This is a genomic window from Mesorhizobium sp. CNPSo 4661 (assembly GCF_057784215.1).
Genome location: NZ_JBWGIO010000001.1, coordinates 176,789 through 197,020 on the forward strand (window position 1 = coordinate 176,789; position 20,232 = coordinate 197,020).

Here is a 20,232-nt window from a genome sequence, read left to right on the forward strand (position 1 = left end):
GCCTCAATACGCGTCGGCGTTATCGATGTTGAAATTGTAGAGTTTGCGGGCCGAGCCGTAGCGCTTGAACTCCGACGCCTTGACGCCGGTGACGCCGGCCTTGTCGAGCAAGCCCTGCAGCAATTCGATGTGCTCGGGCCGCATCTCCTTGGCGATACAGTCGGCGCCGAGGCTTTCGACCTTGCCGCGCACGAAAAGCCGCGCCTCGTAGATGGAATCGCCCAGCGCGTCGCCGGCATCGCCCAGCACGACCAGATTGCCGGACTGCGCCATGAAGGCCGACATATGGCCGATATTGCCATGCACGACGATGTCGATGCCCTTCATCGAGATACCGCAGCGCGACGAGGCGTTGCCCTCGATGACGAGAAGACCGCCGCGGCCGGTGGCGCCGGCATACTGGCTGGCGTCGCCCTTGATGACGATCGAGCCCGACATCATGTTCTCGCCGACGCCGGGACCGGCGGAACCGTGCACGGTGATCGCGGCGCCGTCATTCATGCCGGCGCAGTAATAGCCGACGCTGCCGCGCACATCGATAGAGACCGGCTGGTCGACGCCGACCGCCACCGAGTGGCTGCCCTTCGGGTTGAGCACTTCCCAGGCGGTCTCGTTCGAGCCGGACGTGAGCGTGTGCAGCGCCCGGTTCAATTCGCGCAGCGAATGTTGCGAGAGGTCGAAAACCCTCGCATGGCTCTGGTCGCGCTCAGCCTTCGACATTGTGGTTGCCGGCATCAGCTCAATGCTCCCAGAAATAAACGGTTGCGGGCTCGGGCTCCCAGACCCGCGCATTGTCGATGCCGGGCAGCTTGGTCAGCGCGCGATATTCGGAGCCGAAGGCGACATATTGGTCGGTCTCGGCCATGACGGCGGGCTTGCAGGCGATCGGGTCGCGCACCACGCCAAACCCGTTCTTGGTGCCGACGACGAAGGTGAAGAAGCCGTCGAGGTCGGAAAGCGTGCCTTCCAGCGCCTCGCCGAGATTCTTGCCGTGCGCCATCCGGTTGGAGAGATAGGCGGCCGCTACTTCGGTGTCGTTCTCGGTCTCGAACTTCATGCCGTCGCGGATCAGCTCGCGCCGCACATTGTTGTGGTTGGAGAGCGAGCCATTGTGCACCAGGCACTGGTCGGCGCCGGTCGAGAAGGGATGCGCGCCCATCGTCGTCACTGCCGATTCCGTCGCCATGCGGGTATGGCCGATGCCATGCGTGCCGGTCATGGAGCGTACGTCGAAGCGGTCGACGACGGCTTCCGGCAGGCCGACTTCCTTGTAGATCTCCACCGCCTCGCCGGCGCCCATGATGCGGATGTCGGGCCGCAGCGACTGCAACGCCTCGCGCGCCGCGTCGACCTTGTCCGGCGCGGTTCGGATGACGGCATGGGTGGATTTCGTGGCAAGACTGACGGGGGCGCCGATCGCCTTGGCAAGCTCGGCGTCGAGGCCGCGGAAATCGCGCTCCGGCTTGGCCGACTGGATGGTGATCTTGGCTTCGTTCTTGGAAGGGGCGCCATAGATGGCGATGCCCGCGCTGTCCGGGCCGCGGTCGGTGAGGCAGATCAGCATCTCCGACAGCATCGCGCCGAGCTTCGGCTCCAGCGCCTTGTCCTTCAAGAAAAGTCCGACGATTCCGCACATGCCAGCCTCCGACGTTTTTTGGCTCTCAGATTGATGTACCGAATGAGTTTGCCGAATTCAATGGTATGAAAGAAATTTTCCTGTCGTTATATATTGGACGGCGCATCGCCCTCGGCACTATCGCCGTCCGGCCGCGCCTTGTGAACCCAGATCGCATGGCGGATGCGCGCGATCCTGTAGGCGTCGAGGATCGATAGCGCATAGATCAGGAAGCCGCCGGCATGGCGGCCGACGAAGCCGGCGTCGGCCGGCGCCAGCTTGGTCGTTATCCAACCAAGGATCACCATGAAGAACAGGAACTGCAGCCCGCGCACCGGGACGCCGAGCATGACGTGGCCGCTTGCCGGCAAAACGATCGCCGCGCCGAGCACGAGATACGGGTTTGCGGGAGCGGGCATCGTGGTTTCGTCGGTCATGCGGCTTGCCGTTCGCGCCGGTTGATCGCATCGCGGAGTTCGGACGCCGCCTCGATCAGCTTTTCGATCAAGGCGGGATCGATCCTGGCATCGCCGAACGCGGCCTGCCGGAACACGCCGTAGCGGGCGCGCTCGGCCTCGGCCAGCAGCCAGACGATGCGCACGCCCTTCGGCGTGATCAGCAATTCCTTGGCTCGCCCCTCGGCAAAGATGCCGGTATGCGCGGCGATCAGATCCTGCGGGAAGGCGACGCCCTTGCGGTCGGTGCGCAGCACCGCTTCGGCTGGAAGGCCGAGCACCTTCGGCAGCGTATGGGGGAGATGGTCGAAATTGGAAAATGTCGTTGCCGAATTCGGGCGCATCATCATGTCGAAGGTGACCGGTACCGCGACCGGCTCGGTGATCGAGACGCTTAGCCAGCGGGTCGGCAGCTTTCGCGTCGCCAGCGTGTCGACGATGGTGCGCAGCTGGACATGCTGACCGTTCCAGGAGCCGGCCCAGGTGGCGACGCCGGCCGTGCCGTCGGAAATGTCGGCGGCGTCCGCGACGACGCTGCGGACGCTAGCCGCATCGGCGGCCAAAGCCGCCTTCGCCCTGTTGCGGCTGGCGCGGGCGAGCCAAGCAACATGAGCGACGACGCCCAATGCGATCGCCCCGGTAAGCAATACTGACGTCAGTTCGGACATCTCGACACGCCACGGCCCACCGTCGACAGGCGGGCCTTTGATCCACTCAATAACCCTGCGGCTTCGGCCACGGCATGGAGAACTGGTCGCCGCGCCGCACGAACTTGTAGCGGTAGAAGTGGAACCATAGCGAAATCAGGAAATAGAACACCGTCATTGCGATCAGCTGCGAGCCGAAGCCGAGGAAGATGGCGAAGAACGTCACCATGCACAGGCAGAACAGGACGATCGCCGGCAGCGGATGGAAGGGGTGCGTGTAGCCGCGACGGATCGTGCCCAGAGGCCACTTCTTGCGGAACATCATGATGTTGATGCTCATGAAGGTGTATTGCAGCACGCCCGACAGGATCGAGAAGGTGATTGCCTGGTTGAGGTCGGCGATGAAGGCGAAGGCCAGCGCGATCGGCAGCAGGAACAGGATCGAGCGGTAAGGCGTGCGGTATTTCGGATGCACCGCCGAGAACCAGCTCGGCAGATAGCGGTCGCGGCCGAGCGAGAACCAGGCGCGCGCCGCGTCGTTGATGCAGCCATTGGCCGAGGCGAGCGCGGCCAGCAGCGTGGCGACGAACAGCAGCTCTTCAAGCAGCGGGCTGCCGGTCAATTTGCCGGCGTCCCACAGCGGATAGTAGGTGATGCCGAGATATTCCCAGGGCATCAGCGAGGCGCAGACATACCAGGTCATCGCGGCGGCGATCAAAAGCGTGATCATGCCGGCCATGGTGCCGTAGGGCAGGGAGCGCGCCGGCGAGCGCACTTCCTCGGCCGCCTGGGTGGTGCCCTCGATGCCGAGATAATACCAGATGCCGAACTGGAAGGCGGCGATGACGCCTATCCAGCCATAGGGCAGCGCATTACCGGGCGTGACCAGCTCGTTGAGCTTCAGCACCGCGCCTTGCGTCCACGGGCTGACGGAGAAGAACAGGATGACGATCGAGACATAGGCGATCGCAGTGATGACGAAGTTGACGTTGAGCGTCATCAGCACGCCGCGATAGTTGAGCCAGGCGAGCACGACGATGGTGGCTGCGATGAAGGAGTTGTGCGTCAGCCCTTCGACCCCGGCCTTGGCGACGATGGTGTCGCCGAGCAGGATCGCGTCCGACACTTCGAGCATGGTGTAGGCGAACACCAGGAACAGCGCGACGTTGAAGGCCATCAGCGGCCCGACGATATGCTTGGCTTGCGCATATTGGCCGCCGGCGGCGGCGACGGTGGACGTGACCTCCGAGTCGATCATCGCGACCGAGGTGTAGAGCAGCCCAACGACCCAGCAGACGATCAGCGCGGCGAGCGCGCCGCCCTTGTCGGCGGAAAAATTCCAGCCGGTGAACTCGCCGACCAGCACGATGCCGACCCCGAGCGCCCACACATGGGCGGGGCCGAGCACCCGAAGCAGCGAGACCCTGTCGCCGTGAATAGTTGTCGTTTGTACCGTTTCAACCGCAGCCGTCATCGCTCAGTCCCCACTCAGATCCGGTGCTTTTCGGAAACGGCCTCGAGCTCGCCTTCACGCGAGGATGTCAGCACGGCTTCGGAATAGGTCGTGTCGACCTTGAACCAGTCGTAGAGCATCCACGCCGCAAGCACGACCGAGATGCCCCAGCAAACGTAAGACAGTCCCATCCACATGATGTTTTCCCCGGACTCTTTTGTCGTCGAAATCTATTTGTCGTCGAACTTCTCGTTGATGACCTCGCGATATTCCTTGTCGGAGGCCCGGAACAGGAAGACGAAATAGGCGATCAGCACGATCGCCATGATGATCAGCGTCGGCCAGTCGATGATGTAGTGGAAGCGGTTCTGGATGATGTCGTGCGCCGTTTCCGGCGTATAGCCGAGCTTCTCCCAGATCGAGGCCATGGTGGCGTTCTGGCCGAGCGCGTCCCAGGTCTTGGCGTCGAGCGCGTCGATCGACTTCGCCGCCCCGGCGAAGCCGAGTTTCAGCGGCAGCCAGAGCGCCACGAAGATAGCGACCACAACGACCGCGATGTCGAAAACCTGTCCGGCCTTGTTCTGCTCCGGCGGGATATAGCGCGCCATGGTTTCTCCCTTCACGATTGACGGTTGCGGGCCGCGTCGGCGTTCTTGATGTCGAGCCCGTAGATGAAGTCCTTGTCTTCCTTGTAGTGGTTGAGCATGGCGAGGATGGCAGCGGTGTTGAAGATCAGCACCGCGGCGGCCGCGACCGCCACCACGACCTTGATCCCGCTGTCGGGGATGTATGGCCATGTCATCAGGAGGACGAAGAGGATCGTCGCCCACAGGCACACGATCAGGAGCACGGATCCACGCACGTCGGAACGGTACAGCGCTTCGATGCGCTGCTGCAGGTCGGACATCGGTTTTCCCCTTCTGGCGACGTCCGGTCCCGAAATCGACCGGACGGCCACTCTTTCAACAGAGTGAAATTTTTTTCATAAGTTCCGCTCGATTCCCGGAATTGTCAAGGCGGATTTACGCGTCGTAAACCGCTTGTCTCAGGTCAAGAAATTTGCCTGACAATGAAATTATTTGCTTCAAGGGGATTGCAGGGCCTCGCGGTTTGCGGTCAATATTCATCCAAGCTCCGCCACCAAGCAGGAGCAGGGAACAGCAACCGCTTAAAGCGACCTAGATTGCACGGAGGACGATCGGATGACGGCATCCTGGAGATTCTCGACCCTGGCAGACCGCCATCGCGCGCTCGGCTCGAAGCTCGAGGACTGGAGCGGCATGGGCACCGCCTGGACCTACGACAAGGACGCCGACGCGGAATATGTCGCCATCCGCACCAAGGCCGGGCTGATGGACGTCTCCGGCCTGAAGAAGGTCCACATCACCGGGCCGCATGCCTCGCATCTCATCGACCTTGCCACGACGCGCGATGTCGAAAAGATCTATCCCGGCAAGTCGGCCTATGCCTGCATGCTGAATGAGGCGGGCAAGTTCACCGACGACTGCATCCTCTACCGCATCAGCCCGAATTCATGGATGGTCGTGCACGGCTCCGGCACCGGCCACGAGGAACTGCAACGGGCGGCGATGGGCCGCGATGTCTCGCTACGTTTCGACGACAATCTGCATGACTTGTCGCTGCAGGGTCCGACGGCGGTTGACTATCTGGCCAAGCATGTGCCGGGCATCCGCGACCTCAATTACTTCCATCACATGCACACGCAGCTGTTCGGCTTTCCGGTGATGATCTCGCGCACCGGCTATACCGGCGAGCGCGGCTACGAGATCTTCTGCCGCGGCCAGGATGCCGGCACGATCTGGGACAGGATCCTCGAGGAGGGCAAGAGCGCCGGCATCATTCCGTGCCGCTTTACCACGCTCGACATGCTGCGCGTCGAGAGCTACCTGCTCTTCTATCCCTACGACAATTCGCAGAAATATCCGTTCGAGAACGAAGGCCCCGGCGACACGCTGTGGGAGCTCGGCCTCGACTTCACCGTCAGCCCCGGCAAGACCGGCTTCCGCGGTGCTGAAGAACACTACAGGCTGAAAGGCAAGGAGCGCTTCAAGATCTACGGCGTGCTGCTCGACGGCAAGGAGCCGGCCGACGAAGGCGCCCCGGTCTATCGAGACGGCAAAAAGGTCGGTGTGGTGACCTGCGCCATGTATTCGCCGCTGGTCGAGAAATCGATGGGCATCGCCCGGCTCGACGTCGACTGCGCCGTCAAGGACACCAAGCTCGAGATCCGCAACAAGAGCGGCTCCATCAAGGCGACGGCGCAGCCCTTGCCGTTCGACGATCCGAAAAAGACCAAGCGCACAGCGAAAGGCTGAGGCATCATCATCAACCGGGAGGGGTTTTGAGGTACCAGAGCATGATCCCGAAAAGTGGGAACCGGTTTTCGGAAAAGATCATGCTCCAACAAAGGGGTTAGAGCAGGGTGCCGATTCTACGAAACGGCATCCTGATCTAAGAAAGAATGGCAGCCAAGACGATCATCAGCCGGCCCATTTACGGAACGCTCTCTCCGCAGCCCGGCAAGCATCATCTCTTCATCGCCGATGCGGAAGGCGCGCTGGCGATCACCGACATGGCCGGCAAGGCGCCGCCCGGCTTTTTCGACGGCGCGGAAATCGTCTTCATTCCGGGACCTGAGGGCAAGCACATCGCTGCCCTCGAAACGCTGAAGCCGGCGCAGCTCCACATCGCGCCGTCCTTTGCAAGCCTGCTGCCGCGGCTGAGGCAAACGCTGACCAATGCGCATATGGGGCTGCGCCTCTATCTTGCCGGCACCGAGGGCCTGATCGGCCAGGCCATGCAGGCGGCGCTTGAAGCCGGCATCGACCACACGTCCATGCAGACCGAGCATCGCGGCTCGCTGGCGCGCCGCATGCAATGCGTGCACTGCAAGGGCATCACCGAGAATGTGACGACGCAGCCGGCCACTTGTTCGCATTGCGGCCTGCTGCTTTTGGTGCGCGATCACTATTCGCGGCGCCTCGCCGCCTTCCAGGGCGTATGCATCAACGCCGAGGATCGCTCCGAGATTCCTCCGATGGAGGAGGCCTTCCCATGAGTACCGGCACCACCAAGCTCGACGTCGTCGTCAGCGACGTCGTTCCGGTCAACGATCTCGTTACCCGCTTCCATTTCCGTCGCCGTGACGGCGAGCTGCTGCCGACCTTTTCCGGCGGCGCCCATGTCGTGGTCGAGATGCGCGACGGCGACCGCACCAGGCTCAATCCCTATTCGCTGATGGGCTCGCCGCTCGACACGCGCGAGTACACGATCTCGGTGCGACGCGACGATGTCGGCCGCGGCGGCTCGCTCTTCATGCACCGGCAGGTCAAGCCCGGCCTGGAGATGGTGGTCAGCTATCCGGTCAACCTGTTCTCGCTCGATCTGAGAGCCAAAAAACACCTGATGCTGGCCGGCGGCATCGGCATCACGCCCTTCATGGCGCAGACGTCGCAGCTGGCGGGATCCGGTGGCAATTTCGAATTGCACTACACCTGCCGCACCGCCTCGCTCGGCACCTACGCCGATGTGCTCAGAGAGCGCTATGGCAACCGGGTCAGGCTCTATCACGACGACCGCGAGGAGCGCATCGATCTCGACCGGCTCCTGTCCTCGCAGCCGCTCGGCACGCATCTCTATGTCTGCGGCCCGGCCGGCATGATCAACTGGGTGCGCGACCGCGCCGCCGCGCTCGGCTGGCCGTCGGAGACGGTGCATTTCGAGCATTTCGCGGCGCCGCAACCCGGCGCGCCCTTCGATGTCGAGTTGGCCGTCAGCGGCAAGACGATCCGTGTCGGCGAGCAGCAGAGCCTGCTCGAAGCTATCGAAGCCGCCGGCGTCGACCCGCCCTATCTGTGCCGCGGCGGCGTCTGCGGCCAGTGCGAGACCAATGTGATCTCCTTCGACGGCAAGTTTATCCACAACGATCACTGGCTGAGCGAGGAAGACCACCGTTCCGGCTGCAAGATCATGCCTTGCGTCTCGCGCTTCGAGGGCAAGTCGCTGGTCCTGGAAAGATAGGAGGCGTCAATGGGCATCACCTTTCGCAAGGAAACATTTCGCGACGATTTCAGCTTCAGGAACAGTCCGGAGCACGTCAGGCGCTTTCCCTTCCCGTTCAACGAAGACGCCTACATGTATGCGGTCAACATCGAGCCGCATGTCGTCGGGCCGAAAGGCAGCGTGCTGGAAAACCTGATCGACGTCGACGAGCACTATGTCGCCGAGATGCAGGACCGCGCGCTGGTGCTGGCCGAGGATCCGCTGCGCTGCCAGTCGCTGCCCCATATGACGCTCGCAGGCTGGGACCTGCTCGAGCTTCTGATGGAGCAGCAGGCGCTCGGCTACCCCGAACATTTCACGCTGGAGCGAAATGGCGACCGCTGGCGCTGGATCAACCGTCCGCTCGGTATCGACGACACCTTCACCTTCGGCGACACCTCGACGCTGCCTTACGGCCCCATGGAATACATCACCCGCCAGAGCCAGGGCGATTTCTGCATCCTCGACCAGCGCGACGGCAATCTGTGGATGGATGCCGGCATGGTCACCACCCAGGCCGACTGGTCGCTCGACTTCGACATCGGCATGAACTTCTTCGAATGGCACGCGCCGGTGCCGTTGGCGCATGAGAAAGGCATCTTCACCCGCGCGCTGAAATTCCTCACCAACATCCAGCAGGGCAAGCCGGCACGGCGCCTGAACTGGACGATGACCATCAATCCGCGCCTCGACACCAGCCCCGAGAATTATCACAAATGGGGTCCGGATCGCGCCACCGTCACGCCCGAGAAAGTCGGCCAGAAGGTGCATCTGCGCGTCGAATTGCAAAGCTTCTGGCGGTTGCCGCGCTCCAACGGCATCGTCTTCCCGATCCGCTGCTACCTGATCAAGATGGACGAGCTGGTCACGCAGCCGAAATGGGCGCGCCGCCTGCACCGCGTCATCCGCGACCTGCCGGAAGAACTGGCCACTTACAAAGGCCTGACCCGCTACCGCCCGACGCTGGTCGAATGGCTGTCGAAACTCGACGACGGCAGCCCGACGAGCCCGGGCTTTGGGCCGGATTAAAAGCTTGGGTTCCTCGCCCCCGCAAAGCGGGGGAGAGGTGTCCGCGAAGCGGACGGAGAGGGGGCCTTCGTAGGGCGCTCCCCTCTCTGTCTCGGCTTCGCCGAGCCACCTCTCCCCACTCGTGGGGCGAGGAACCAAGCGGCTCACCCGGCGCTGTTCTGCGGATAGCAGATGATCGACAGATAGCGCATTGGCAGTTGCGTCAGCTCTTCCGGGCCGTGCGGCGCATCCGCGTCGAAGAACAGGCTGTCGCCCGGCTTCATCGGATAGAGGTTGTTGCCGTGCCGGTAAACGACCTCGCCTTCGAGCATGTAGAGGAACTCCATGCCCGCATGCTGGAAGGTCGGGAACACGTCCGAATTCTCGGTCAGCGTGATGAGATAGGGCTCGACGACGACGCCGCTGGTGTTGGCGCCGATATGGCCGAGCAGATTGTATTGGTGGCCGGCGCGGGTGCCGCGCCGCTCGACATCGACGCCTTCGCCCGCCTTGACGAAGACGGCGCTGTGTTCTTCCTCGAAACGCCGGAAGAAGGCCGTCACCGGAACGCCCAGCGCCCGGGACAGCGCCTGCAATGTCGTCAGCGATGGCGAAGTGATGCCGTTCTCGATCTTCGACAGCATGCCGAGCGAAATGTCGGTGGCGGTAGCGAGATCGGCGACGGTGATGCCGAGCTTCTTGCGGAAGGCACGCACCTCATGGCCGATCGCCACTTCCAGCACCTTTTCGCGCGTGTCGCGGATGGCGTGCGGGTTCTGCGTCAGCGGCGTGCGGATGGTGCGCCCGTCCGCCGAAACGCGCTTCGGCGGCGTCTTGCCTTTCGCTGCCGCATCGGTGGACCTGGTGCCGGAATTCCTATTCGCCATGTCGCCTCCGACTCTCGCGGATTTATTTCACTCAAGGTGAACATATTCGGTGGCGATGCAAGAGCGCAACCACGACGGCAAGCCACTGTATGTCGCAGGGATCGCCGGCTTGAATGCGAGCGCCACGGCTTTTGCGCACAAAAACCGTTTCACGCAATGCGCGTTGCCGCAGATGTTTGTTGACAGCACCGAAGACCCAATTACTGTCACTGTCAGTGAAATTTGTTTCGCTGGGGAAATCAAAAAAGGAGGCCCGCAATGAAATCTCGTGTTGCCGTCATCGGCGCCGGACCGTCCGGTCTGGCGCAGCTAAGGGCCTTCAAGTCGGCCGCCGACAAGGGCGCCGAGATCCCGGAAATCGTCTGCTTTGAGAAGCAGTCCGACTGGGGCGGGTTGTGGAACTACACCTGGCGCACCGGCCTCGACGAGCACGGCGATCCGGTGCACGGCTCGATGTACCGCTATCTGTGGTCGAACGGCCCGAAGGAATGCCTCGAATTTGCCGACTACACCTTCGAGGAGCATTTCGGCCGGCCGATCGCTTCCTATCCGCCGCGCGCCGTTTTGTGGGACTACATCAAGGGCCGCGTCGAGAAGTCGGGCCTGCGCGACTGGGTGCGTTTCAACAGCCCGGTGCGCATGGTGACCTATTCCGACGAGACGAAGAAATTCACCGTCACCGCGCATGATCGCAGCAACGATGTGACTTACTCGGAAGAGTTCGACAACGTGGTCGTCGCCTCCGGCCATTTCTCGGTGCCCAACGTGCCCTTCTTCGAAGGCTTCCTCACCTTCAACGGCCGCATCCTGCACAGCCACGATTTCCGCGATGCCATGGAATTCAAGGGCAAGGACATCCTGATCATCGGCCGTTCCTACTCGGCCGAGGATATCGGTTCGCAATGCTACAAATACGGCGCCAAATCGATCACCTCCAGCTACCGCTCCAAGCCGATGGGCTTCAAATGGCCGGAGAACTGGAAGGAAGTACCGCTGCTGCAGAAGGTCGTGGGCAAGACGGCGCATTTCAAGGACGGCACCACCAAGGATGTCGACGCCATCATCCTGTGCACCGGCTATCTGCATTCCTTCCCCTTCCTCACCGACGACCTCAAGCTTAAGACCGCCAACCGCATGTGGCCGCTCGATCTCTATGAAGGCGTCGTCTGGGAGAAGAACCCGAAGCTTTTCTACATCGGCATGCAGGACCAGTTCTACACCTTCAACATGTTCGACGCGCAGGCCTGGTACGCCCGCGACGTCATCATGGGCCGCATCAAGCTGCCATCGGCCGAGGCGATGGCCGAGCACGGCGCCAAGTGGCGCGCTCGCGAGGAGACGCTGGAGGACGCCGAGCAGATGATCTGGTTCCAGGGCGACTACACCAAGGAATTGATGGACCAGACCGACTATCCGGGCTTCGACGTCGAGGCGGTCAACCACACCTTCATGGAGTGGGAGCACCACAAGATGGAAAACATCATGACCTTCCGCGACAACGCCTACCGCTCGCTGATGACCGGCACCATGGCGCCGGTCCATCATACGCCCTGGCTGCAGGCGCTGGACGATTCGATGGAAAGCTATCTCGAGGTGAAAGGCGTCGCGGCCGAGTAGCGCGCGCGCCTCCGTTCAGGTTCGTTAAATCAGCAACGTGGGGTGTCTTGCGGGACACCCATCGGTCTACCAGCAGACGTAGCCGCCATCGACGATCAGGTCGAGGCCGGTCACGAAGCTGGACGCGCGGCTGGCCAGGAACACGGTCGGCCCGACCATTTCCTCCGGCGCCGCCATGCGCCCCATCGGCGTGTCGCGCTTGAAGATCTTTATCTCCTCCGCCACTTCGGGACGCTTGTTCATCGGCGTCAGCGTGTAGCCCGGGCTGACGACATTGACGCGCAGGCCGCGATCGGCCCACTCCATGGCGAGGCTCTTCGACATGTGGATGACGGCGGCCTTGGAGGAATTGTAATGCGCCTGCGTCAGCCCCCGGTTGACGATCGTGCCCGACATCGAGGCGATGTTGATGATCGAGCCTGTGCGCCGGGGCAGCATGACGCGCGCTTCGGCCTGGCAGGACAAAAACACGCCCGCGACATTGACGTCGTGCACCTTACGCCATTTTTCCAGCGGCATAGTCTCGGCCGCTTCCGATCCAGCAATGCCGGCATTGTTGACGGCAACGGTCAGCGCGCCGAGTTCGGCCTCGACGCGGGCGATCGCCGATGCGATGTCGCTCTCGGAAGTCACCGTACCGGTAAGCGCCAACGCTTTGCGGCCAAGTGCCGTGATCCTGTGTGCAGTCTCCTCAAGCCCGCCCTTGGACGCATGGCCGAAACAAGCGACATCGGCGCCTGCTTCCGCCAACCCGATCGCGATGGCCTGGCCGATGCCGCTACCGGCCCCGGTGACCAGCGCGACGTTACCATTCAGCTTGAAAAGATCCATTGCTACCCCCTCCCTGACTTCCGGGAAGGTATTCGCTGAACTGTGCCTCGATCAAGCGGCCTGATCTGGCTGCGCCGGACGCATCTCGAAACTCAGAAATAACCGTCCGACGCCGCGGTCGCTTCCTTGGGGATCTCGACGCCGTCGACCAGGATCTTGTCGACGAGCTCGTGATGGAAGCACACCAGGCCCTTGATGCGCTCGGCCTCGTGCACCGGCTCGGGATAGTACCAGACGAGGTTCTCGTGCCGCTTCTTCGGCGTCGTCACATGATAGTAGTTGGAGATGCCCTTGTAAGGGCAGCGCGAGATGTAGCGGCTCGGCGAAAACATATCGAGCCGCGTGTCCGAGATCGGCAGATAGTGGCGCACCGGATGTCCGGTCTCGAACAGGAACACGCCGCGCCGTGAATCGGCGACCTGCTCGCCGTCGAGGATCACCTGCACGCGCCGCGACGAAGGCAGGCAGTCGACGCGGCGGAACGGGTCGCGGGCGTGGACGAAGATCTCCTCGTCCTCTTCAAACCAGTGTGTCATCTTCGGCCAGTAGAAGGAGATATAGTCGCCGATCGGCGGGCAGCCCTTGACCGGATCGAGGTAGCGCCAGGCGCCGTCCTCGACCAGCGTGATGCCGGTGTTCAGCGAGTAATGCGTGGCGACGCCCTTGAACGGGTCTTCCGTCGTCGTCCGGCTCGGCAGCAGGAACTCCTCGCGCACGTCGCTCATCGGGAAGTAATAGACCGGCAGGTGGTCGCTCTCCTGGAACACCAGCGCCTTGGTGGTGTCGGCGACGATCATCGGCCCGACCTGCACCCTGATCCGCTTGGGCGAGGGCATGGTGAAGGCGACATAGCCCGGCTCGAATTCATACTGCACGATGGTGTCGAGTACCGGGAAATGCGGCCCGCGGCCGCGCAGATGGGGCTTGCGAATGGTACTTGTCCTTTTCTCGTCGTTTGCGGCCAGGGCCTTGCGCGCGCTCATGATCAACTCACCGATACCCGATCGAGCAGCAGGCCGGCGGCGATCGGCGGCACGCCGCTGACATTCTTGCGCACCGGCACCAGGAGGTCCGGGAAATAGCTGAAGATCACCGGCGTCTCGTCGAGCAGCAGCTTCTGGATATCGGAAGCGGCCTTGCGCTGGGAGTCGAGGTCGAGCGCCTTGAGATAGCCGGTGACCATCCCGTCATAGGTCGCGTTCTTGAAATGCGCCGCGTTCCACGGACCGTCGCTGACCAGCGGGCTTTTCAGGAAGACGTTCGGCACGCTGCGATGCGCGTAGTCGGTGATGCCAAGCGGGCTGTCCAGCCAGTCCGACTGGCCGAACACCGCCTTGCCGTAATATTTGTCCTGGTCCTCGATGTTGAGCGAGATGCGCGCGCCGATCTCCTTGGCGAAGTTCTGGAAGAGCTGCGCATAGCCGGGGATGTCGGAATAGCGCAGCGTCGTCAGCGTCATGTCGAAACCGTTGGCCAGGCCCGCCGCCTCCATTAGCTGCTTGGCTTTGGCGATGTCCCTGGTGCGCTGCGCCACCGTCTTGTCGGTGACCGGGAAGGCCGGCGCGAACGGGCTGTCATTGCCGGTCGCGGCCATGCCGCGGCAGAGACCGTCGACCAGTTGGGAACGGTCGATGCACAAGGCCAGCGCCTGGCGCACGCGCTTGTCGGTGAAGGGCGCCATGTCGCAGCGCATGTGGAGCTGGCGATGCGCGGTCGAGGCGACGCGCAGCACGGTGATATCAGGATTGCCCAGCACCACCTGGCTGACGTCGAGCGGGATGGCGTCGAGCACGTCGACCTCGCCCGCCTGCAGCGCGAGAATTCGCGGCTGCACGTCGCCGTAGAATTTGAACTCGAGCCGGTCGGGCAGGGCCTTCTCGCCCCAATAGTCGGGATTGCGCGCGAAGCTCGCGCCGACCTTCGGCGTGTAGCTTTCGAGCCGGAACGGACCGGTGCCCTCAAAGGTCTTCTCGTAGTCGCCCTTGTAGCTCGCCGGCAGGATGACGGCGTTGTAATTGTCGATCGACACCGAATAGGGGAAGGAGCCGTTCGGCGCGTCGAGGTGGAATTCGACGGTGTGGTCGTCGACCTTGCGCGTGCCGCCCTTCGACAACAGGCCCTTGAACACCGAGAGCGCATTAGATGTGCCGCTCGGATCGGCAAGGCGATCGAAGGTTGCCACCACGTCGTCGGCTTTAAAAGCCTCGCCATTGTGGAATTTCACGCCCTTGCGCAGCTTGAAGGTCCAGACGCTGCCGTCGGCATTGGGCGACCAGCTTTCGGCAAGCACGGGCTTCAATGTCAGGTCCGGCTGCGTCACGCACAGGAACTCGGCCACCTGGAAGACGAGCTGGTAGCTGCCGCTGTCGTAGAAGGTGACGGGATCGATGGCGCCGCCGGGCACAGCGACACCGGCGCGCACGGTGCCGCCGGGCTTGCCTTCGGCGCGCGCTTGCGGAGCGCCGAGCCCGACCGCCGAAGCGATGCCGCCGAGAAAGGGCAGCGACAGGCCGAGCACGCTGCCATGGCGCAGGAATTCGCGCCGGCCGATCCTGCCGGCGAGCAATTCGTCGATAGCGGAATTTTCGATTGCGCTGAGGGTTTTGCGGGCGGCGTCGATCGTCCTGAAATGCTTCGGCATGGCGGCATTCCTTGTTTTGTCGCGGGGGCCTTGGCATTTAGGCCATTGTTGACCTCGACCGAAAAGCGATATTTTTTGATTGGAGCCATCGGAAATTTCGATGACGAGCCACTGAAAGGCGAAAGCCATGGACACCGAGAATCTGCGCAGTTTCCTGGAGGTCGCGGCGCATGGCAGCTTCACCGTTGCCGCGCACCGACTGAACCTTGCCCAGTCGACCGTCAGCGCGCGCATTCGCGGCCTGGAGGAACAGCTGGGCCGCAAGCTGTTCGTGCGCGACAGCGACGGCGTCACGCTGACGCCGGCCGGCCGGCAGTTCCTGCCCCACGCCTCGACGATCACGCGTACCTGGGAGCAATCGCGCCAGGACATCGCCGTTCCCGATGGCTACGAGACGCTGCTGAGGCTCACCGCGCCCGCCTATCTTTGGGACAGCATCACTTCGCCCTGGATCGACTGGATGCGGGCGAAGCGGCCGAATGTGGCGCTGCGTCTGGAAGGCAGCTTCCCGGACCTGGCGATCGACCAGATGGCAGAAGGCCTGCTCGATATCTGCATCCTCTATCTGCCCAAGCCGCATCCCGGCGTCGTCTATGAGAGTTTGGCTGTCGATCAGATCGTGCTCGTCCAGCACACGGCGCAAGCCGGGCCGTGGATGGACAATTACATCCTGATGGACTGGGGGCTGGAGTTCCGCGTCGAGCACGACCGTGCCTTTGCCGGCATGGTGAAGCCGGCGATCTCGGCCGGGCTGGTGTTCATCGGCCTGCAGCACGTCCTGTCGCAGAAGGCGGCTGCTTACCTACCGCTGAGTGCGGTAAGCAGCCATATCGAGCGTGGCGAGTTGCGGCGCGTCGAGGATACGCCGGTGTTCCAGCGCCCGATCTACCTTGCCTATCCCGAGAACCCTGCCTCTTCCGACGCGCTAGACGTTGCGCTGACCGGCCTGCGTACGCTCGCCAGGAACCTGTCCGGCGATCAGGCCTTCGCGGAAAGCGACCGCGCCTTCAGTATGGCAGGCGTGTCTCCCGAAAGTGGGAACCGGTTTCGGGACAAAGACATGCCTAAAGTCAAAACCTAAAGCGCATGGAGCGATCTGAAAGATCGCGACGCGCTTTAGGCGCGGCGGCATTTTGATCACGCCGGTTCCACGATCTTCGGCTTCTGCAGCCTTGCCAGTTCGGCGTAGGGGATGTGGCAGCGGATCGTGTGCCCCGGCTGGGCCTCGGTGAGCTCGGGCTCTTGCGTCTCGCAGATGGCGCCGATCTTGCGCGGGCAGCGTGTGTGGAAGACGCAGCCCGTCGGCGGATTGGCCGCGCTCGGGATTTCGCCGTCGAGACGGATGCGCGAGCTCTCGGTGCGGTCGAGTTTCGGCACGGCTGACAGCAGCGCTTCGGTGTAGGGATGATGCGGGCCGGAAAACACCGCTTCCGACGGTCCGAACTCCATGATGCGGCCGAGATAGAGCACGGCGATCTTGTCGGAGAGATAGCGCACCACGCCAAGGTCGTGCGAGATGAAGATGTAGCTGACATCCTGCCTCGACTGCAGGTCGGCCAGAAGGTTGAGGATCGCCGCCTGCACCGAGACGTCGAGCGCCGAGGTCGGCTCGTCGCAGACCACGATGCGCGGATCGCCGGCGAAGGCGCGCGCGATCGCCACGCGCTGCTTCAGGCCGCCCGAAAGCTGCCGCGGCTTGACCGCGAGATGCCGGTCGGTAAGCCGCACCGAACGGACCAGCTCTTCGAGGCGTGTATCCAGCGTCTTGCCGCTGAGCCCGCCCAGCCGCTTCAGGGCGCGGCTCAGGATATGGCGGATCGAATGCGATCGGTTGAGCGCCGAATCCGGGTTCTGGAAGACGATCTGCACCGCCTTGACCTGGTCCTCCGAGCGGCTGGCGAGCCGTGGCGCCAGCTGCTTGCCCTCGAGCTCTATCGAGCCGCCATCGTCCGGTGCAACGAGGCCGAGCAAGAGCCTCGCGAAGGTGGTCTTGCCGCTGCCGGATTCGCCGACCAGGCCGAGCGTCTCGCCGGGCCTCAGGCTGACCGAGACGTCCTTCACCGCCCGCAGCGGACGGCCGTGGCTGGCATAGGTCTTGTTAAGCCCCTCGACCTGCAGCACCGGTGGCGCCTGCTTGGGTGCTGTGGCAGCGATCTCGGCGGGCGTGGCGCGCGGCAGCGACTGCGCCTTGTCGTGATAATGGCAGCGCGACAGCCGGCCGTCGCCCAGATCGTAGAGCGGCGGCGGCTCGCTACGGCAGCGCTCCGTCGCCAGCGCGCAGCGGTCGGCGAAGGCGCAGCCGACGATGTTGGCGCCGATGCCCGGCAGGAAGCCCGGGATGGTGTCGAGCCGGCCCTGGTCCTTGCGCTGGCCGCCGCGCGGCAGGCAGCGCAGCAGCGCCACTGTGTAAGGATGGCGCGGATCGTTGAAGACGTCCTTCGTCGAGCCTTCCTCGACCAGCATGCCGGCATAGAGCACGCCGACGCGGTCGCACATGTTGGAGACGACGGCGAGATTGTGGCTGATGAACAGGATCGAGGCCGACAGCTCGCGCCGCAACTGGCCGATCAGGTCGAGCACTTCGGCTTCGACCGTGGCGTCGAGCCCGGTCGTCGGCTCGTCGAGGATCAGCATCGAGGGGTCGTTGGCCAGGGCCATGGCGATTGCCACGCGCTGCTGCATGCCGCCGGAAAGCTGGTGCGGATAACGCTGCATGACGCTCGCCGGATCGGAGATCCGCACGCGGTTCAGCATGGCAATGGCCTTGTCTTGCGCCGCCTGTCCGGTGATGCCGGCAAGCTCGAAGATCTCGCTCAGCTGCCGGCCGATGCGCAGCGACGGGTTGAGCGCCTTGCCGGGGTCCTGGTAGACCATCGACACGCTGTCGGCGCGAGCGCGCCTGAGCGCTTCGGCGTCGAGCTTCATCACATCCTTGCCGTCGAGCGCAATCGAGCCGCCGGTGATGGAGCCGTTGCGCGGCAGGTAGCGCACCACCGAAAGCGCCACGGTGGATTTGCCGCAGCCGGATTCGCCGACCAGCCCATAGGCCTCGCCGGCCTTGATGGTCAGGTTGACGTTGCGCAGCACCGCGCGGTTGCGACGGCCGACGCGATAGGCGACCGAGAGGTCCTTCAGCTCAAGTGCGTTCTTGTCAGTCATTGAACGCTCCATGCACGCCGTCGGCCACCAGATTGACGCCGATCACCAGCGAGGCGATGGCCAGGGCGTCGAACAGCACTGTCCACCAGAAGCCGCCGCCGATCATGCCGTAATTGGAGGAGATCGACAGGCCCCAGTCGGGCGAGGGCGGCTGGATGCCGAAGCCCATGAAGGAGAGCGTGGCGACCGCGAAGATGGCGTAGCCCAGCCGCACCGTCGTCTCGACCAGGATCGGCGGGATGACGTTGGGCAGGATCTCGACGAACATCGTGTGCAGCGCGCCTTCGTGGCGCAGCTTTGCCGCGGCCACATAGTCGAGCTCGCGTTCGGCCAGCACCGCCGAGCGCACCGTGCGCGCGATGATCGGCGCGAAGCTCAAGCCGATGACGACGATGACGGTGATCTTGGACGTGCCGAGCGCGACGATGGCGAGCAGCGCGATGATCACCACCGGGATCGCCATGAAGGCTTCCAGCACGCGGCTGACGATGTCGTCGACGATGCCGCGGAAATAGCCGATGACGAGGCCGAGCGCGGTGCCGGCGATGGTCGCCAGGATGGTCGCCAGCGGCGCCACCGTCAGGATGTCGCGCGAGCCGACGATGACGCGCGAGAACACGTCGCGGCCGAGCTGGTCGGTGCCGAACCAGTGATCGGCTGCCGGCGGCGTCAGCGCGTCGATGATGTCGCTTGCCAGCGGATCGTAGGGGACGAAGTGCTGGCCGAACAGCGCGCAGACGACCCAGAACAAGAGGATGAAAAGCCCGGTGAGGAAGGTGCCGGACCTGGAGAGCGAATGCAGCACCTCACCCCAGGGGCTGCGCTGTGCGGTGTCAGGCGCCGGTGCGGGCGCCGGCAGGCTGGCGGGAGTGTCCGTCGCGCTCATTGCTCTGCTCCCAGCCGGATACGCGGATTGAGCACGGAATAGAGGAAGTCGGCGATCAGGGTCGCCACCGCATAGACGATGCCGATGGTGAGGATGCCGGCCTCGAGCATCGGAAAATCCTTGCCGCGCGCGGCAGTGAAGATCAGCGAGCCGATGCCCTGATAACGGAACAGCGTCTCGATGACGACCAGGCCGCCGATCAGATAGCCGGTCTGGGTGGCGATCACGGTGATGGTCGGCAACAGCGCATTGCGCAGCACATGGCGCCAGATCACCGTGCGCCAGGGCAAGCCTTTCAGCACGGCCGTGCGCGTATAGTCGGAATCCAGCGCCTCGATCATGCCGGAGCGTGCCATGCGCGCGATATAGCCGAACAGCACCAGAAACAGCGGCAGCGCGGGCAGGATGAGATAGTAGAGCTGGGTGAGGACACCGGCGCCCTTGGGCCAGGCGGCGGCGATCGGCAGCCAGCGCAGCCAGACCCCGAAGATCAGGATCAGGATGATGCCGGTGACGAACTCGGGCAGCACCGTGACCGACAGGCCGCCGAGGCTGATGATGCGATCGAGCGGCCGGTTGAAATTGAGCGCGGCGATGACCCCGCCCAGGATGCCGATCGGCACCACCAGCACGAAGGCGACCAGCGCCAGCTTCATCGAGTTGCCCAAGGCGTCGATGACGAAGGGCGCCACCGGCGCGCGGAAGACATAGGACGTGCCCATGTCGCCGTGCAGGAAATTCCAGATCCAGCTTCCATATTGGACGAGCAGCGGCCGGTCGACGCCGAGCGAATGGTTCAGCGCATCGACCGCGCGCTGGTCGGCGAACGGCCCCAGGATGGCTCGCCCGACATTGCCGGGCAGCACCTGGCCGCCAAGGAAAACCATGACGCTGAGCAAAAACAGCGTGACGAGCGACAGTGCCAGGCGCCGGACGAGGAAGACGAGGATGGCGAATACTCCTATAGGAGC

22 protein-coding genes are annotated in these 20,232 nt (G+C 63.5%); 7 read left to right on the forward strand and 15 right to left on the reverse strand.

The genetic code is table 11. The features are described 5' to 3' along the window. Positions 1-3: 3 nt before the first annotated feature. The 8 genes from AC0YKC_RS00770 to AC0YKC_RS00805 form a co-directional block, all read right to left on the reverse strand. Positions 4-735, reverse strand: coding sequence for a GXGXG domain-containing protein (locus AC0YKC_RS00770; RefSeq protein WP_320294635.1), 732 nt, complete (start codon positions 733-735; stop codon positions 4-6). A 4-nt stretch (positions 736-739) separates the two neighbouring features. Next, the gene (locus tag AC0YKC_RS00775) at positions 740-1,636 is read right to left on the reverse strand and encodes a class II glutamine amidotransferase (RefSeq protein WP_320294636.1); all 897 of its coding nucleotides are present in this window, start codon (positions 1,634-1,636) and stop codon (positions 740-742) included. An 86-nt stretch (positions 1,637-1,722) separates the two neighbouring features. Further along, positions 1,723-2,052, reverse strand: a complete 330-nt coding sequence (locus AC0YKC_RS00780; protein ID WP_488509205.1) for a hypothetical protein — start codon at positions 2,050-2,052, stop codon at positions 1,723-1,725. Continuing rightward, positions 2,049-2,738 carry a hypothetical protein gene (locus AC0YKC_RS00785; protein WP_488509206.1) on the reverse strand — a complete coding sequence of 230 codons (690 nt, stop codon included), beginning with the start codon at positions 2,736-2,738 and terminating at the stop codon, positions 2,049-2,051. Before AC0YKC_RS00785 ends, AC0YKC_RS00780 begins: the two co-directional genes overlap by 4 nt. A gap of 46 nt (positions 2,739-2,784) precedes the next feature. Next, the gene (locus tag AC0YKC_RS00790) at positions 2,785-4,191 is read right to left on the reverse strand and encodes an APC family permease (protein ID WP_434721610.1); all 1,407 of its coding nucleotides are present in this window, start codon (positions 4,189-4,191) and stop codon (positions 2,785-2,787) included. Between the two features lie 14 nt (positions 4,192-4,205). After that, a complete protein-coding gene (locus AC0YKC_RS00795; protein WP_040990881.1) occupies positions 4,206-4,367 on the reverse strand; it encodes a hypothetical protein in 162 nt (53 codons plus the stop codon). 33 nt (positions 4,368-4,400) lie between these two features. After that, the gene (locus AC0YKC_RS00800; RefSeq protein ID WP_488509209.1) at positions 4,401-4,778 is read right to left on the reverse strand and encodes a hypothetical protein; all 378 of its coding nucleotides are present in this window, start codon (positions 4,776-4,778) and stop codon (positions 4,401-4,403) included. Between the two features lie 11 nt (positions 4,779-4,789). Beyond that, positions 4,790-5,077, reverse strand: a complete 288-nt coding sequence (locus AC0YKC_RS00805; RefSeq protein ID WP_454504875.1) for a hypothetical protein — start codon at positions 5,075-5,077, stop codon at positions 4,790-4,792. Between the two features lie 295 nt (positions 5,078-5,372). On the opposite strand from AC0YKC_RS00805, the gene AC0YKC_RS00810 reads away from it, so the two are divergent. From AC0YKC_RS00810 to AC0YKC_RS00825, 4 genes are all read left to right on the forward strand, one after another. Beyond that, positions 5,373-6,506: an aminomethyl transferase family protein gene (locus AC0YKC_RS00810; RefSeq protein WP_488509211.1), complete on the forward strand. Its 1,134-nt coding sequence runs from the start codon at positions 5,373-5,375 to the stop codon at positions 6,504-6,506. Positions 6,507-6,652: 146 nt separating this feature from the next. Continuing rightward, complete coding sequence (locus tag AC0YKC_RS00815) at positions 6,653-7,249, forward strand: dimethylamine monooxygenase subunit DmmA family protein (protein WP_488509213.1); 597 nt, start codon at positions 6,653-6,655, stop codon at positions 7,247-7,249. Then, positions 7,246-8,211: a PDR/VanB family oxidoreductase gene (locus tag AC0YKC_RS00820; protein WP_488509215.1), complete on the forward strand. Its 966-nt coding sequence runs from the start codon at positions 7,246-7,248 to the stop codon at positions 8,209-8,211. The genes AC0YKC_RS00815 and AC0YKC_RS00820 overlap by 4 nt, the downstream gene beginning before the upstream one ends. Before the next feature lie 9 nt (positions 8,212-8,220). Further along, the gene (locus AC0YKC_RS00825; protein ID WP_488509217.1) at positions 8,221-9,261 is read left to right on the forward strand and encodes a heme-dependent oxidative N-demethylase family protein; all 1,041 of its coding nucleotides are present in this window, start codon (positions 8,221-8,223) and stop codon (positions 9,259-9,261) included. Positions 9,262-9,404: 143 nt separating this feature from the next. Here the strand turns inward: AC0YKC_RS00825 and AC0YKC_RS00830 are convergent, their stop codons facing one another. After that, on the reverse strand, positions 9,405-10,127 hold the full coding sequence (locus tag AC0YKC_RS00830) for a helix-turn-helix domain-containing protein (RefSeq protein ID WP_320294645.1): 723 nt from the start codon (positions 10,125-10,127) through the stop codon (positions 9,405-9,407). 49 nt (positions 10,128-10,176) lie between these two features. Between AC0YKC_RS00830 and AC0YKC_RS00835 the strand changes: the two genes are divergently transcribed. After that, positions 10,177-10,389, forward strand: a complete 213-nt coding sequence (locus tag AC0YKC_RS00835; protein ID WP_488509220.1) for a hypothetical protein — start codon at positions 10,177-10,179, stop codon at positions 10,387-10,389. Next, positions 10,386-11,744 carry a trimethylamine monooxygenase gene (locus AC0YKC_RS00840; RefSeq protein ID WP_488509222.1) on the forward strand — a complete coding sequence of 453 codons (1,359 nt, stop codon included), beginning with the start codon at positions 10,386-10,388 and terminating at the stop codon, positions 11,742-11,744. Before AC0YKC_RS00835 ends, AC0YKC_RS00840 begins: the two co-directional genes overlap by 4 nt. A 66-nt stretch (positions 11,745-11,810) precedes the next feature. Here AC0YKC_RS00840 and AC0YKC_RS00845 read toward each other — a convergent pair whose 3' ends face one another. From AC0YKC_RS00845 to AC0YKC_RS00855, 3 genes are all read right to left on the reverse strand, one after another. Beyond that, complete coding sequence (locus tag AC0YKC_RS00845) at positions 11,811-12,575, reverse strand: SDR family oxidoreductase (RefSeq protein ID WP_488509224.1); 765 nt, start codon at positions 12,573-12,575, stop codon at positions 11,811-11,813. 92 nt (positions 12,576-12,667) lie between these two features. After that, positions 12,668-13,558, reverse strand: coding sequence for a DUF427 domain-containing protein (locus AC0YKC_RS00850; protein ID WP_488509226.1), 891 nt, complete (start codon positions 13,556-13,558; stop codon positions 12,668-12,670). A gap of 2 nt (positions 13,559-13,560) precedes the next feature. Further along, positions 13,561-15,216, reverse strand: a complete 1,656-nt coding sequence (locus AC0YKC_RS00855; RefSeq protein WP_488509228.1) for an ABC transporter substrate-binding protein — start codon at positions 15,214-15,216, stop codon at positions 13,561-13,563. Positions 15,217-15,343: 127 nt separating this feature from the next. Between AC0YKC_RS00855 and AC0YKC_RS00860 the strand changes: the two genes are divergently transcribed. After that, entirely contained in the window at positions 15,344-16,297 is a 954-nt protein-coding gene (locus AC0YKC_RS00860) for a LysR family transcriptional regulator (protein WP_488509231.1), read from the forward strand. Positions 16,298-16,353: 56 nt separating this feature from the next. Here the strand turns inward: AC0YKC_RS00860 and AC0YKC_RS00865 are convergent, their stop codons facing one another. Genes AC0YKC_RS00865 through AC0YKC_RS00875 form a run of 3 tightly spaced genes read right to left on the reverse strand, consistent with a single transcriptional unit; the run spans position 16,354 to position 20,211 of the window. Beyond that, a complete protein-coding gene (locus tag AC0YKC_RS00865; protein WP_488509236.1) occupies positions 16,354-18,375 on the reverse strand; it encodes an ABC transporter ATP-binding protein in 2,022 nt (673 codons plus the stop codon). Beyond that, positions 18,368-19,261, reverse strand: a complete 894-nt coding sequence (locus tag AC0YKC_RS00870; RefSeq protein WP_320294654.1) for an ABC transporter permease — start codon at positions 19,259-19,261, stop codon at positions 18,368-18,370. The genes AC0YKC_RS00865 and AC0YKC_RS00870 overlap by 8 nt, the downstream gene beginning before the upstream one ends. Then, positions 19,258-20,211, reverse strand: a complete 954-nt coding sequence (locus AC0YKC_RS00875; protein ID WP_320295025.1) for an ABC transporter permease — start codon at positions 20,209-20,211, stop codon at positions 19,258-19,260. Before AC0YKC_RS00875 ends, AC0YKC_RS00870 begins: the two co-directional genes overlap by 4 nt. Positions 20,212-20,232 lie beyond the last annotated feature (21 nt).

Coding starts and splice junctions, on each gene's coding strand:
- AC0YKC_RS00770 (WP_320294635.1), bottom strand. CDS start 735: ATGCCGGCAACCACAATGTCGAAGGCTGAGCGCGACCAGAGCCATGCG.
- AC0YKC_RS00775 (WP_320294636.1), bottom strand. CDS start 1,636: ATGTGCGGAATCGTCGGACTTTTCTTGAAGGACAAGGCGCTGGAGCCG.
- AC0YKC_RS00780 (WP_488509205.1), bottom strand. CDS start 2,052: ATGACCGACGAAACCACGATGCCCGCTCCCGCAAACCCGTATCTCGTG.
- AC0YKC_RS00785 (WP_488509206.1), bottom strand. CDS start 2,738: ATGTCCGAACTGACGTCAGTATTGCTTACCGGGGCGATCGCATTGGGC.
- AC0YKC_RS00790 (WP_434721610.1), bottom strand. CDS start 4,191: ATGACGGCTGCGGTTGAAACGGTACAAACGACAACTATTCACGGCGAC.
- AC0YKC_RS00795 (WP_040990881.1), bottom strand. CDS start 4,367: ATGTGGATGGGACTGTCTTACGTTTGCTGGGGCATCTCGGTCGTGCTT.
- AC0YKC_RS00800 (WP_488509209.1), bottom strand. CDS start 4,778: ATGGCGCGCTATATCCCGCCGGAGCAGAACAAGGCCGGACAGGTTTTC.
- AC0YKC_RS00805 (WP_454504875.1), bottom strand. CDS start 5,077: ATGTCCGACCTGCAGCAGCGCATCGAAGCGCTGTACCGTTCCGACGTG.
- AC0YKC_RS00810 (WP_488509211.1), top strand. CDS start 5,373: ATGACGGCATCCTGGAGATTCTCGACCCTGGCAGACCGCCATCGCGCG.
- AC0YKC_RS00815 (WP_488509213.1), top strand. CDS start 6,653: ATGGCAGCCAAGACGATCATCAGCCGGCCCATTTACGGAACGCTCTCT.
- AC0YKC_RS00820 (WP_488509215.1), top strand. CDS start 7,246: ATGAGTACCGGCACCACCAAGCTCGACGTCGTCGTCAGCGACGTCGTT.
- AC0YKC_RS00825 (WP_488509217.1), top strand. CDS start 8,221: ATGGGCATCACCTTTCGCAAGGAAACATTTCGCGACGATTTCAGCTTC.
- AC0YKC_RS00830 (WP_320294645.1), bottom strand. CDS start 10,127: ATGGCGAATAGGAATTCCGGCACCAGGTCCACCGATGCGGCAGCGAAA.
- AC0YKC_RS00840 (WP_488509222.1), top strand. CDS start 10,386: ATGAAATCTCGTGTTGCCGTCATCGGCGCCGGACCGTCCGGTCTGGCG.
- AC0YKC_RS00845 (WP_488509224.1), bottom strand. CDS start 12,575: ATGGATCTTTTCAAGCTGAATGGTAACGTCGCGCTGGTCACCGGGGCC.
- AC0YKC_RS00850 (WP_488509226.1), bottom strand. CDS start 13,558: ATGAGCGCGCGCAAGGCCCTGGCCGCAAACGACGAGAAAAGGACAAGT.
- AC0YKC_RS00855 (WP_488509228.1), bottom strand. CDS start 15,216: ATGCCGAAGCATTTCAGGACGATCGACGCCGCCCGCAAAACCCTCAGC.
- AC0YKC_RS00860 (WP_488509231.1), top strand. CDS start 15,344: ATGGACACCGAGAATCTGCGCAGTTTCCTGGAGGTCGCGGCGCATGGC.
- AC0YKC_RS00865 (WP_488509236.1), bottom strand. CDS start 18,375: ATGACTGACAAGAACGCACTTGAGCTGAAGGACCTCTCGGTCGCCTAT.
- AC0YKC_RS00870 (WP_320294654.1), bottom strand. CDS start 19,261: ATGAGCGCGACGGACACTCCCGCCAGCCTGCCGGCGCCCGCACCGGCG.